This is a genomic window from Arthrobacter sp. sptzw42 (assembly GCF_059089685.1).
Window position 1 is genome coordinate 136,097 of record NZ_JBNHEX010000005.1, and the last position, 12,486, is coordinate 148,582.

Genomic DNA, 12,486 nt, shown 5'->3' on the forward strand with positions numbered 1-12,486 from the left:
GAGGAACTAGGCTTTCCTCCATGAATGTGTCCCACACCCCTGCCGCCGGCACTGACGTCCTTGGCAGCGCGAAGATCAGCAACGGCCTTCACGCTGCCCGCCTTTATCTCTGCACCGATGCGCGCACGGACCGCGGGGATTTCGGGGATTTCGTTGATGCCGCTTTTTCCGGTGGCGTGGACATCATCCAGCTCAGGGACAAGAACATCGAGGCATCCGAGGAGCTCGAACTGCTGGCCGTCCTCAAGGAAGCGGCAGAGCGGCACGGCCGGCTTTGGGCCGTCAATGACAGGGCGGATATCGCCGTATTGTCCGGTGCCCCGGTGTTCCATATCGGCCAAAAGGACCTGCCCCTCGAGGCTGCGCGGACCCTGCTCAACGGCAATGCCGCCATTGGCCTCTCCAGCCACAGCCCGGCGCAGGTGGACGCCGCCCTGGCTGCAGCCTCGGCTCCGGCGGGCTTGGGTTACTTCTGTGTAGGCCCGGTTTGGGCCACCCCCACCAAACCGGGACGGGCCGCGGTAGGGCTCGACCTGGTGAAGTACGCCGCAGAAGCTGCGCGGACGGCCGGCCTGGAAGGGCAGTCCGACGACGGCCTCCCCTGGTTCGCGATTGGGGGCATTGACCATGGCAACGTGGAGCAGGTGGTGGCTGCAGGCGCGCGCAGGATCGTGGTGGTCCGCGCCATTACGGAAGCTTCCGATCCGGCAGCGGCCGCCGCTGCGCTGCTCGCGGCGCTGGACGCCCGGAAGCCCTGACTTCGGGCGCCAGAGCGGCGGCGTCCGCGGCGGGATCAGCCAAGTGCGGCGATCCGGGCACGGCGCCTGCATTATGGCCGGAATTCGGACTAGGCTGATTTTCGTGTCACACCATCGGCTGGCTCCCAACGTCCACGAGCACAACAACGCGCTCGAGGCGGCCCTGAGCGCCCTGCGGACCGAGCTGGAGTTGCCGGGCGCCTACCCGGAGGACGCGGTGGCTGACGCAAAGGCGGCCGTCGAGTCCCTGCAGCTCCCCAGCCATGACCTCACCGGCATCGAATTCATCACCATCGATCCGGCGTCGTCGACGGACCTGGACCAGGCCCTGTTCATCGAGCCGGACGGCGACGGCTACCACGTGCTGTATGCCATTGCGGATGTGCCCGCCTTCGTGGCCCCCGGCGGGCCCCTGGACGCGGAAACGCGCCGGCGCGGCCAGACGTTCTATGCCCCCGACGGGCGGATCCCCTTGCATCCGGAGGTCATCAGCGAACAGGCCGGAAGCCTCCTCCCCGGCCAGGACTGCTCCGCGTTCGTCTGGGACTTCCGCCTGGACAGCGCCGCCGGGGTGCAGTCCGTAGCGGTAAAGCGGGCCCGGATGCGCAGCCGCGCGAAGCTCAGCTACAAGGGCGTGCAGGCCGAGCTCGACGCCGGCACCGCGGCCCCGGTGCTGCTGCTCCTTAGGGAGGTGGGGCTCAAGCGCGTGGAGCTGGAGCGGGCCCGCGGCGGCGCCAGCCTGAACATGCCGGAACAGGAGATCGTCCAGCTTCCCGACGGCGGCTACCGGATTGCCGCCGCTCCCCAGCTTCCGGTGGAGGACTGGAACGCACAGATATCCCTCATGACCGGAATGGCTGCGGCCCAGCTCATGCTGGCGGGGAAGGTGGGCATCCTGCGCACCATGCCATCCCCGGACGAGCGCTCCCTGAATCACTTCCGGCTGCAGACCGAGGCCTTGGGCAAGCCTTGGGACGGTGAAGTCAGCTACGGCGAATACCTGCGGAGCCTGGACCCGACGGAACCCCGCCAGCTGGCCATCATGCACTCCGCCGGCATGCTGTTCCGGGGCGCCGCCTACACGGCCTTTGACGGGTCCGTCCCGGAGGACGCGGTGCAATCGGCCATCGGCGCCGCCTATGCGCACACCACCGCCCCGCTGCGCCGGCTGGTGGACCGCTTTGTGCTGGTGATTTGCGAGGCTTTGAGCAGCGGCGGCGAAGTGCCGGGATGGGCGAGGGAGGCCCTTCCGTCCCTGCCCGAGATCATGGCCGGCTCCGACCAGCTGGCATCCCGGATGGAGCGCACGGCCCTGGATACCGTGGAGGCGGCCCTGCTGGTCAACCACGTGGGGCAGGAATTTGATGCCATTGTCATCTCCGGGTCCAAACCGCAAAAAGAGAACGGCAGGAACGGCAACGGCAACGGGAAGAACGGCAATGGCAACGGCGGTTCGGGGATCGTCCAGATCGCAGATCCGGCGGTGACTGCCCGCTGCGCCGGCGAACTGGAGTCCGGCACCAAGGTCCGGGTCCGCCTGGTCTCCTCCGATATCGCCACGCGGGAAGTCCATTTCGAGCTCGTCGAGTAGCGGCGGCACGGCCCGCAACTACGGCCCCTGGCGGCCAAAGCCGGGAATCGGGCTGTTGCGGCTAGACTGAAGAAGTAGAAATGGATGCCCGGTCGTTGATTTCCTTGATTTGAAACCAACAAGCCCGCCCCTACGCGATCTTGAGATACACCCGTTGGTCACCAGTGCCAGCAATTAGATAGCCCGCGATCGGCTTCCACTGGAATTGCGTGTGCGCCCGAGCGTGCTCCGGAACAGCCTTGCGGCCGGCCCGTTGAGCAGGCAGCGCCATTGCCCAAATGAATAAGGAAACTCCCCAGTGAGTGAATTGCATACCCACCAGCTTCTGACCGACGAGACCGGCACCGAAGTTATCGAGCCCGAAGAAACCATCATCTCGGACGAGTTGCCCCACGAGATCGAGGAAAAGTCCTTCGCGGACTATAACGTCCGCGCTGACATCGTTGAATCCCTGGCCGACGCGGGAATCACCCACCCGTTCCCCATCCAGGCCATGACCCTGCCGGTTGCCCTGTCCGGCCACGACATCATCGGCCAGGCCAAGACCGGTACCGGCAAGACCCTGGGTTTCGGCATCCCCGCCCTTCAGCGCGTGGTGGGCCAGGACGACCCCGGCTATGAGAAGCTGGCCGTTCCCGGCGCGCCCCAGGCCCTGGTGATCGTGCCTACCCGTGAACTCGCCGTGCAGGTGGCCAACGACCTGCAAACAGCGTCCCGGAAACGCAACGCCCGCATCGCCACCATCTATGGCGGCCGTGCCTACGAGCCCCAGGTGGAGGCCTTGACGAAGGGCGTGGAGATCGTGGTGGGCACACCCGGCCGCCTCATCGACCTCTACAAGCAGAAGCACCTGAGCCTGAAGAACGTCAAGATCGTCATCCTGGACGAAGCTGACGAGATGCTCGACCTCGGCTTCCTGCCCGACGTCGAAACGCTCATTGCCGGGACCCCCGCTGTCCGCCAGACCCTGCTCTTCTCCGCCACCATGCCCGGCCCGGTCATCGCCATGGCCCGCCGCTACATGACCCAGCCCACCCACATCCGCGCCGCAGATCCGGACGACGAGGGCCTGACCAAGCGCGATATCCGGCAGCTGATCTACCGTGCCCACAGCATGGACAAGACCGAAGTGGTGGCCCGCATCCTGCAGGCCCGCGGCCGCGGCCGCACCATTATCTTCACGAAGACTAAACGGACCGCGGCCAAGGTGGCGGAGGAACTCGTGGACCGCGGCTTTGCCGCCGCTGCCATCCACGGCGACCTGGGCCAGGGCGCCCGCGAACAGGCACTGCGTGCCTTCCGCAACAACAAGGTGGACGTCCTGGTGGCCACCGACGTCGCCGCCCGCGGCATCGACGTGGACGACGTCACCCACGTGATCAACTACCAGTGCGTGGAAGACGAAAAAATCTACCTGCACCGCGTCGGCCGCACCGGCCGCGCGGGCAACAAGGGCACCGCCGTGACCTTCGTCGACTGGGACGACATGCCGCGCTGGGGCCTCATCAACAAGGCCCTGGGCCTCAGCGTGCCCGAGCCCGTCGAAACCTACTCCTCCTCCCCGCACCTCTACGAAGACCTGGACATCCCCGAGGGCACCAAGGGCCGCCTGCCCCGTGACAAGCGCACCCTTGCCGGGGTGGATGCAGAGGTCCTTGAGGACCTGGGGGAAACCGGCAAGAAGAACAACAGCCGCGGCACCCGTGACGGCGGCCCGTCCCGTGAGCGCGACGGGCGGGACCGCACCAGCCGCGGCCGTGACAGCAGGGGCGGAACCCGCGACGGCGGACGCACCGGCGGTGACTCCGCAGCCCGCACGGGCGAGCGCCGCCGTCGTACCTCCGATGCAGCTGCAGCCCCCGCTGCCGCCGGCGACGCACCCGCCGCTGCCCCGGCTGCAACCGAGGGCGAGCAGCCCTCGCGCGCCCGCCGTTCCCGCACGCGTACCCGCCGGCGCAACGGCGAGGTAGTGGCCGGCAGCGACACCGCGGCACAGCATGGCAGCACCGAGGCCTAATCCCCTTCATGACTGACACTGTCTGGGCGCCGGACGGCAGCAGCCTGGTGGTACACGCGGACAACGCGGAGTTCCTCCCCTCGCTGCCGGACGGCGCCTTCACACTGATATACGTGGATCCGCCGTTCAACACCGGCCGCCCGCAGCAGCGCCAGCAGACCACCATGGTGGCTAACGCAGACGGCACCGGCGACCGGGTGGGTTTCAAGGGGCGCTCCTACGACACCGTCAAAGGGGCGTTGCACCGCTACGACGACGCGTTCAGCGATTATTGGTCGTTCCTGGAACCGCGGCTCGTCGAGGCCTGGCGCCTGCTGGCTGAGGACGGCACCCTGTACCTGCACCTCGACTACCGCGAAGTGCACTACGCCAAGGTGATGCTGGACGCCATCTTCGGCCGGGAATGCTTTCTTAACGAGATCATCTGGGCCTACGACTACGGCGCCCGTGCCAAGAACCGCTGGCCCACGAAGCACGACAACATCCTTGTGTACGTGAAAAACCCGGCCAAGTACCACTTCGACAGTGTCGAGGTGGACCGGGAACCCTACATGGCTCCCGGGCTTGTCACCCCCGCCAAGCGGGAACTGGGAAAGCTGCCCACGGACGTCTGGTGGCACACCATCGTCTCGCCCACCGGCAAGGAAAAAACCGGCTACCCCACCCAGAAGCCGGAAGGCCTGATCCGCCGCGTGGTGGCGGCCTCAAGCCGGCCCGGTGACTGGTGCCTGGACTTCTTTGCGGGCTCCGGCACGCTGGGAGCCGTAGCCGCAAAGCTCGGCCGGAAGTTTGTGTGCGTGGACCAGAACCAGCCCGCGATCGACATCATGGCCAAGCGCCTGGGTGCCCACGCCCAGATCAGCTCGTTCCCACCCAACTAGCTCGCATTAGATGTCGTTTTGACCGCTCAAAACGACATTTAATGCCAGTCAGTTGGGTGGGCGGGAGCGGTCAGGGGCGGACGACGGCGGTCCCGGTCCCCATGTCCTCGATGCGGGCCAGGACCTCGGGCGCCGTCAGGTTTTCGCCGAGCAGGTTGGGTTTGCCGGTCCCGTGGTAGTCGGACGATCCGGTGATCAGCAGGTCATGCCGGGCGGCGAGCCTGCGGAGGAACCCGCGGCCGTCCTCGGAGTTGTCCCGGTGGTCGATCTCCAGGCCGGCGAGCCCGGCGTCAATCATCTCCTGATACACCTGCTCCCCCACGATGCGGCCGCGCGAGGAGGCCACCGGATGGGCGAACACGGGTACGCCGCCTGCTGCCCGGACCAGTTCGACGGCGGTGGCCGGGTCCGGCGCGTAGTGCTGGATGAAGTAGCGGGACCGGGAGGTGAGGATGGAGGCGAAGGCCTCGGAGCGGTCCTCCACCACACCTGCAGCCACGAGCGCGTCCGCGATGTGCGGGCGGCCCAGGGTGGCGCCCGGCGCCACATGGTGGATGACGTCGTCCCAGGTAAGCGGGTAATCCTCAGCGAGCAGCGTGACCATCCGCTCGGCGCGGGTCTGCCGGGCATCCTTGGCCTTGGTGATTTCCTCCAGCAGCCCCAGATGTGCAGGATCATGCAGGTAACTCAACAGGTGGACGCTGATGCCCTGCTCGGTTCGGCACGAAACTTCCATCCCGGGCACCAGGGCCACGCCGTGCTCCGCTGCCGCAGCGGACGCCTCCACCCAGCCGGCGGTGGAATCGTGGTCGGTCAGGGCCACCACGTCCAACCCGGCGCGGGCTGCCGAGGCCATCACGTCGGCGGGCTTTTCCGTGCCGTCGGAAACATTGGAGTGGGCATGCAGGTCAATCCTCACCATCCCAGCCTAGTAGACCCCGGCTCCCCCGTTCATTCCGGTATTCGCCCAAGCCTTCATGCTGGTGAGACGATGGTGCCGTGAACGATGCCGATAACACCCAAAATTCTGCTGCCCAGCCTCTGGAAGAGCGCGTCAACAACCGCTCCCAGCGGCCCAGTTCCGACGCCTTCAAGGCCTTCATGGCCAGCAACTGGGCGCCGTCCAGCCAGGAACTTCCGGCCCGTGACGCCGTCGCCGGCCACGCCGCGACCCGGCGCAAAGCCATCTCCGACCAGTTCAAGGGCGAACGCCTGGTCATCCCCGCCGGACCGCTGAAGGTGCGCTCGAATGACTGCGACTACCGCTTCCGTCCGCACTCGGGCTTCGCGCACCTCACCGGGCTTGGCCTTGACCACGAGCCGGACGCTGTCCTGATCCTGGAACCCGTTGGAGAAGGAAAGGGCGACGACGGCGGCAACCACCGCGCCGCGCTTTACTTCCGGCCGCTCGCCGGGCGTGACACCGAACAGTTCTACGCCGACTCACGCTCAGGCGAGTTCTGGATCGGCGCACGTCCCACGCTCGCTGAGTTCGAAGCCCGCCTCGGCCTTGCCACAGCACACATCGACCAGCTCGAAACGGCCATCACCAAGAATGTGGGCGCCCCTGAAATTGGCGGCATCTCCATCCGCCTGGTCCGCAAGGTGGACGAAAACATCGACGCCCTTGTGGACACCGCCCGGTACAACACGGCCAAAGACCCCGACAACCTGGACCTCGCCGTCCTCGACGCCCTCGACGAAAAGCTCAGCGAAGCGCTCTCTGAGCTGCGCCTGCTCAAGGATGAGTGGGAGATTGAGCAGATGAAGCTCGCAGTCGCCGCCACCGTGGAGGGATTCGAGGAAGTAGTCAAGGCATTGCCCCGGGCACTGACGCACGTCCGCGGCGAACGCGTCGTGGAGGGCGCCTTCTTCGCCCGCGCCCGGGAGGTGGGTAACGAACTCGGATACGACACCATTGCTGCCTCGGGCAACAACGCCACCGTCCTGCACTGGACCCGCAACACCGGAAAGATCAACGCGGGCGAGCTGCTGCTGCTGGACGCCGGCGTGGAAGTCGACTCGCTGTACACCGCCGACATCACGCGGACCCTGCCGGCGACCGGGGTGTTCTCGGAGGTCCAGCGCAAAGTGTACGAAGCGGTGCTCGACGCAGCGGATGCCGGCTTTGCTGCCGCTCAGCCAGGAACACGGTTCCGTGACATCCACACCGCCGCCACGACGGTCCTGGCCGAGCGCCTCGCGGAGTGGGGCCTCCTGCCCGTTACCGTCGAAGAAGCGATCAGCCCCGAGGGCCAGCAGCACCGCCGCTGGATGCCGCACGGAACCAGCCACCACCTTGGCCTCGATGTGCACGACTGCGCCCAGGCCAAGCGCGAGCTGTACCTGGACGGCATCCTCACCGAAGGCATGGTGTTCACCATCGAACCCGGCCTGTACTTCAAAGAAGAGGACCTCGCGATTCCCGCTGAATACCGGGGCATCGGCGTGCGGATCGAGGATGACATCCTGATGACCGCCGGGGGCCCGGTGAACCTTAGCGCCGCCCTGCCGCGCAAGGCGGACGACGTGGAGGACTGGATGGCGGGCATCTACCGCGAGGCCGACGGCGCCAGCTAGGCACACAAAAGCGGGGCCACCGGAAAAAGTTCCGGTGGCCCCGCTTCTGTTTTCGGCTTCCTGCCTGGGAATTACTGCCGGAGGTCGTCCGGGCGCTGGTCGTCTGCCGGACGATGGTCCGCCGGCTGCCCGGCGTCGGCCTGTTCTGCCGAATGCCGCGCCGGTACCTGCGGCGCAGGGGGCTGCCCGGCGTCGGACGCCTCGCCCGCGGGACCCTGGGGAAGACGGACGCCGTACTGGGGCCGGCCGTCCGGCAGGTCGGGGTACCGCACCGCCCGCGCGGGTGACGGCGCAGGCTGCTGCTGATCGCCGGCGTCGGGCTGCGGCCCGGTTGGCGTTCCGTACGCGGAACTCCCCTGCACTGAAGACCCCGACGGCTGGTTGCCCGAAGACTGGCCGTAGGGGTCGTTCCAGCCCGAGGGACGGGCAGGACCCTGGCCCGGGTGCTGGTAGGGCTGGTTCTGGTAGTCCCGCTGCGTGTAGGGCCCGTTGCCCGCGGCCGCGTCCGAGCGGGTCATGGGCAGCTGCTGCAGCAGCCGGCGTGCCTCGTGGGCCGCCTCGGGCGAGACGACGACGTCATAGCTGGTGGCCACCACCTGGCTGGTGGAGGTGAAGTCGCGCTTTCCGCGCTGCATGGCGTAGGTGACGATGCCGAAGAGCATAAAGAACGCAGCGCCCATCAACACGGACGTCAGGATGGAGAAGTATCCCGGTGACGGCGCGAAGAAGGAGAGCATAACGCCCACGAACAGGCCGAACCACATGCCGCTCAGCGCTCCGGACAGAGCCACGCGCGGGTAGCTCAGGCGCCCCGTGACCCGTTCCACCATCTTCAGTTCGTTGCCCACGATGGATACCATGTGGACCGGAAACTGCTGGTCCGCGAGGTAGTCCACGGCCTTCTGCGCGTCAAGATAGGAAGTGTAGGAGCCCACGGTTTCGCCGGTGGGAACTGCGCGGGCTTCGTCCACGCCGTTGGGCCCGCCAGCTTTGGGAGCACCAAAAATGTTTGCCATAGTCCCATTCTTGCCCATGACTATGTGTGCCGCCTGTAAATTCAGCTAAAAGAGAGCAGACTCGGTAGCCTGTAGGAGTGAGCACAACTCCTACCCGCGTCTTTGTGGCGCGCCTGCTGGGCCTGGACGTCTTTGACCCGCTGGGCGACCGGCTGGGCCGGCTGCGTGATGTTGTTGTGCTTTCCCGCGGCGCCCAGGGCGCCCCGCACGTGGTGGGCATCGTGGTGGAAGTACCCGGAAAGAAGCGGGTCTTTGTGCCCATGACGCGGATCACCTCCATAGACCAGACCCAGATCATTTGCACCGGCCTGGTAAACCTGCGCCGCTTCGAGCAGCGCGGCGCCGAAACACTGGTGGTCGCGGAAATGTTCGACCGCCGCGTCACGCTCCGGGACGGCAGCGGTGATGCCACCATCGAAGACATTGCCATGGACCAGCACCGCTCCCGCGACTGGTTCGTCAGCAAGCTCTTTGTCAGGCGGGGCCATTCCCTCTCGCCGCTGAGCCGGCTCCGCCGTAACGAAACCCTCATCATTGACTGGGCGGACGCCCTGCAGGGCCCAAGGACCGAACCGCAGGCTGCCACCCAGTTCGTGGCGAACCACGAAGACCTCAAGCCCGCGGACTTCGCCGAGGCTCTCCAGGAGATGAGCGACAAACGCCGCTTCGAGGTGGCCAGTGAGCTGCAGGACGAACGCCTGGCGGACGTCCTCCAGGAACTGCCTGAGGATGACCAGGTGGAGATCCTGTCCGCCCTGGACGTCCAGCGTGCTGCAGACGTGCTGGAGGAGATGGACCCCGACGACGCCGCCGACCTCCTTGGCGAGCTTCCCTCCGCGCAGGCGGAGGAACTGCTCCAGCTGATGGAGCCCGAGGGCGCGGAGGACGTCCGGCGCCTGCTGGAATACGACGAGGACACCGCCGGCGGCCTGATGACCCCCGTACCCGTCATCCTGCCGCCTGAGGCCACGGTGGCCGAGGCACTCGCCCATGTGCGGCGTGAGGAACTTTCCCCCGCGCTTGCCTCATCCATCTTTATTGCCAGGCCTCCGCTGGAGACCCCTACCGGGCGCTTCCTCGGCGTCGTCCACATCCAGCAGCTGCTCCGGTACCCGCCGTTCGAGCCGCTGGGGAACCTGGTGGACAAGAACCTGGAGCCGCTGTCCGACCAGGCCCACATCAGTGAGGTTGCAAGGACCCTGGCTACCTATAACCTGAACTCCCTTCCGGTGGTTAACGACGCCGGCCGGCTTGTGGGGGCGGTGACTGTCGATGACGTTCTGGATCATCTGTTGCCGGATGACTGGCGCGCCCATGATGGCGAAGCCCCGATAAGAAGGCTCGGTGGCCGCATTGGCTGACAGCACTGCTCCGAAGAACCCCAACCAGCGTCTGCCTGCCAAGGCTGCGGCGAAGGGCAGCCTGGACACCCCGCTCAGTGGGCGCCAGCGGATCCTGCCCAAGTTCTCCCCGGATCCGGACGCCTTCGGCCATGCCACCGAAGGCTTTGCCCGTTTCATGGGTACGCCAACGTTCCTGGTTTACATGACGGTCTTCGTGGTCATTTGGCTGGCCTGGAATACATACGCGCCCCTGGCCTGGCAGTTCGATTCCCGCGACCTCGGGTTCACCCTGCTGACCCTGATGCTGTCCCTGCAGGCGTCCTACGCCGCTCCCCTGCTGCTGCTGGCGCAGAACCGCCAGGACGACCGCGACCGCGTCTCGCTGCAGCAGGACCGCCAGCGCGCCGAACGCAACCTGTCAGACACCGAATACCTCACCCGTGAACTGGCTTCACTCCGGATCGCGCTGCGCGAAGTGGCAACCCGTGACTACGTCCGCGCGGAGCTGCGCTCGCTCCTCGAAGACATGCTGGAAGCCCAGGAGGAGCTCCGGACCCACGATCCTTCCGGGCAGGGCCAACACGAATCCCCACGCGACAAGGTACGCGAAAAGCTTAAGGAACAGCGTGACCGGCAGCGGAACCCCCGCACCCAGCAGATTCCCCGGGTCAGGCCCGGGCACTCCACCCAGGACCGCTAAGGAGTACCACATCAACAGCACTTCCATGGACGGGGCGGTCCACGCCGCCCTGGCCACGGTCATCGATCCCGAACTCCGCCGCCCCATCATCGAGCTGGGCATGGTGGAGTCCGTCGACGTCTCCGTGGACGGAAGGGTCAACCTGGTTGTCCTGCTCACCATCTCCGGCTGCCCGCTGCGGGACACCATCACCGCCGATGCCACTAAGGCCCTGCTGGCAGTACCGGGGGTATCCGCCGTCGACGTGGAGCTCAAGGTGATGACCCAGGACCAGCGTGATGCCCTCAAGGAGCTGCTGCGGGGTCCCGGCGGCCGGCGCGGGATCCCTTTCAACGAACCCAACTCGCTCACCAAGGTCTACGCGGTGGCCAGCGGCAAGGGTGGGGTGGGAAAGTCTTCGGTGACCGTTAACCTTGCCTGTGCCCTGGCGGCTCAAGGGCTTCGGGTAGGAATTGTGGACGCCGACGTTTACGGCTTCTCTGTTCCGGCGCTGATGGGCATCAGCCAGGCGCCCACCCGGGTGGACGACATGATCCTTCCGCCGGTGGCCTACGGCGTGAAGGTGATTTCCATTGGGATGTTCGTCAGCGGCAACCAGCCCGTGGCCTGGCGCGGGCCCATGCTGCACCGCGCCCTTGAACAGTTCCTGACCGATGTTTACTTCGGCGACCTGGACGCGCTGTTCCTGGATCTGCCACCCGGCACGGGCGACATCGCCATCTCGGTGGCCCAACTGCTGCCGAAAGCCGAAATCCTGGTAGTCACCACGCCCCAGGCCGCCGCGGCCGACGTCGCTGAAAGGGCCGGCGCCATCGCCACCCAGACAGGGCAGTCAGTGGCCGGCGTTATCGAGAACATGTCCTACCTGGAAATGCCCGACGGCGGCAGGATGGAACTGTTTGGCAGCGGCGGTGGGGCGGTCCTCGCCGAACGGCTGACAGCCACCGTGGGCTCCGACGTACCGCTGCTGGGGCAGATCCCGCTGGACATCCAGCTGAGGGAGGGCGGCGACACTGGGGTACCGATCGTCCTGGGCCAGGCAGGAACACCGGCGGCGGAAGCGCTTTCGGGCATCGCCGGCAGGCTGGCGTCCAAGCCGCGGGGCCTGGCCGGGATGAAGCTGGGGCTGCAGCCCCGCTAAGGCCTTCCCCCGGCATGGTTCTGCCTTGCTAGGTGGCTTCCGTGTCGAAAGGGGCCGCCTCGCCGGCGGGCAGCGTTTGGAGCACACGCCCGGGCCGCTTCCGGGCGGCGGTGTCAGCCTCCGCTACGGCGGCGGCGCCGGCGACAGCCGCAACAGCAGCAGGCGCCCCGGCGCTGACAGGCTTGGTGTCATCGTCCAGCAGGGCTTCCTTGATAATGCGCCGGGGATCGTACTGGCGGGGGTCGTACTTCTTCCAGTCGACATCGTCGATGTCGATCCCCACTTCTTCCTTGATCTGTTCGCGCGCGCCGGAGGCCATGCGGCGGAGTTCCTTGACCAGGTTGGCCAGTTTCTGCGTGTATTCGGGCAGCCGCTGGGGACCGATCACGAGGACGCCAATGATCAGCAGAAGAAAGAACTCCGGGCCGTTGATTCCAAACACTTTAGGAAGATTACCCT

The 12,486-nt window shown here is 66.6% G+C and carries 11 protein-coding genes; 8 read left to right on the forward strand and 3 right to left on the reverse strand.

Features of this window, described 5'->3' with window-relative positions:
• Positions 1 to 20: 20 nt before the first annotated feature.
• From thiE to AC5RT4_RS08395, 4 genes are all read left to right on the forward strand, one after another.
• Positions 21 to 758 carry a thiamine phosphate synthase gene (gene thiE, locus AC5RT4_RS08380; protein ID WP_494105444.1) on the forward strand — a complete coding sequence of 246 codons (738 nt, stop codon included), beginning with the start codon at positions 21 to 23 and terminating at the stop codon, positions 756 to 758.
• 103 nt (positions 759 to 861) lie between these two features.
• A complete protein-coding gene (locus tag AC5RT4_RS08385) occupies positions 862 to 2,349 on the forward strand; it encodes an RNB domain-containing ribonuclease (protein WP_494041829.1) in 1,488 nt (495 codons plus the stop codon).
• A gap of 298 nt (positions 2,350 to 2,647) precedes the next feature.
• A complete protein-coding gene (locus AC5RT4_RS08390) occupies positions 2,648 to 4,366 on the forward strand; it encodes a DEAD/DEAH box helicase (protein WP_494105445.1) in 1,719 nt (572 codons plus the stop codon).
• A gap of 8 nt (positions 4,367 to 4,374) precedes the next feature.
• Positions 4,375 to 5,247, forward strand: coding sequence for a DNA-methyltransferase (locus tag AC5RT4_RS08395; RefSeq protein ID WP_494105446.1), 873 nt, complete (start codon positions 4,375 to 4,377; stop codon positions 5,245 to 5,247).
• A gap of 70 nt (positions 5,248 to 5,317) precedes the next feature.
• Here AC5RT4_RS08395 and AC5RT4_RS08400 read toward each other — a convergent pair whose 3' ends face one another.
• On the reverse strand, positions 5,318 to 6,166 hold the full coding sequence (locus tag AC5RT4_RS08400) for a PHP domain-containing protein (protein ID WP_494041832.1): 849 nt from the start codon (positions 6,164 to 6,166) through the stop codon (positions 5,318 to 5,320).
• An 80-nt stretch (positions 6,167 to 6,246) separates the two neighbouring features.
• Here AC5RT4_RS08400 and AC5RT4_RS08405 point away from each other — a divergent pair, with 80 nt between their 5' ends.
• Positions 6,247 to 7,827, forward strand: a complete 1,581-nt coding sequence (locus AC5RT4_RS08405; protein ID WP_494105447.1) for an aminopeptidase P family protein — start codon at positions 6,247 to 6,249, stop codon at positions 7,825 to 7,827.
• Positions 7,828 to 7,898: 71 nt separating this feature from the next.
• Here the strand turns inward: AC5RT4_RS08405 and AC5RT4_RS08410 are convergent, their stop codons facing one another.
• The gene (locus tag AC5RT4_RS08410; RefSeq protein ID WP_494105448.1) at positions 7,899 to 8,843 is read right to left on the reverse strand and encodes a YflT domain-containing protein; all 945 of its coding nucleotides are present in this window, start codon (positions 8,841 to 8,843) and stop codon (positions 7,899 to 7,901) included.
• A 77-nt stretch (positions 8,844 to 8,920) separates the two neighbouring features.
• Between AC5RT4_RS08410 and AC5RT4_RS08415 the strand changes: the two genes are divergently transcribed.
• From AC5RT4_RS08415 to AC5RT4_RS08425, 3 genes are read left to right on the forward strand one after another with little or no spacing between them, the layout of a single operon-like run.
• Complete coding sequence (locus AC5RT4_RS08415; RefSeq protein WP_494041835.1) at positions 8,921 to 10,204, forward strand: magnesium transporter MgtE N-terminal domain-containing protein; 1,284 nt, start codon at positions 8,921 to 8,923, stop codon at positions 10,202 to 10,204.
• Positions 10,188 to 10,886, forward strand: coding sequence for a DUF1003 domain-containing protein (locus AC5RT4_RS08420; protein ID WP_494105449.1), 699 nt, complete (start codon positions 10,188 to 10,190; stop codon positions 10,884 to 10,886). The genes AC5RT4_RS08415 and AC5RT4_RS08420 overlap by 17 nt, the downstream gene beginning before the upstream one ends.
• Before the next feature lie 25 nt (positions 10,887 to 10,911).
• Positions 10,912 to 12,027, forward strand: a complete 1,116-nt coding sequence (locus AC5RT4_RS08425; protein ID WP_494105550.1) for an Mrp/NBP35 family ATP-binding protein — start codon at positions 10,912 to 10,914, stop codon at positions 12,025 to 12,027.
• A 28-nt stretch (positions 12,028 to 12,055) separates the two neighbouring features.
• Here the strand turns inward: AC5RT4_RS08425 and AC5RT4_RS08430 are convergent, their stop codons facing one another.
• Complete coding sequence (locus AC5RT4_RS08430; RefSeq protein ID WP_494041837.1) at positions 12,056 to 12,469, reverse strand: twin-arginine translocase TatA/TatE family subunit; 414 nt, start codon at positions 12,467 to 12,469, stop codon at positions 12,056 to 12,058.
• Positions 12,470 to 12,486: the final 17 nt, after the last annotated feature.

Coding starts and splice junctions, on each gene's coding strand:
- thiE (WP_494105444.1), top strand. CDS start 21: ATGAATGTGTCCCACACCCCTGCCGCCGGCACTGACGTCCTTGGCAGC.
- AC5RT4_RS08395 (WP_494105446.1), top strand. CDS start 4,375: ATGACTGACACTGTCTGGGCGCCGGACGGCAGCAGCCTGGTGGTACAC.
- AC5RT4_RS08410 (WP_494105448.1), bottom strand. CDS start 8,843: ATGGCAAACATTTTTGGTGCTCCCAAAGCTGGCGGGCCCAACGGCGTG.
- AC5RT4_RS08425 (WP_494105550.1), top strand. CDS start 10,912: ATGGACGGGGCGGTCCACGCCGCCCTGGCCACGGTCATCGATCCCGAA.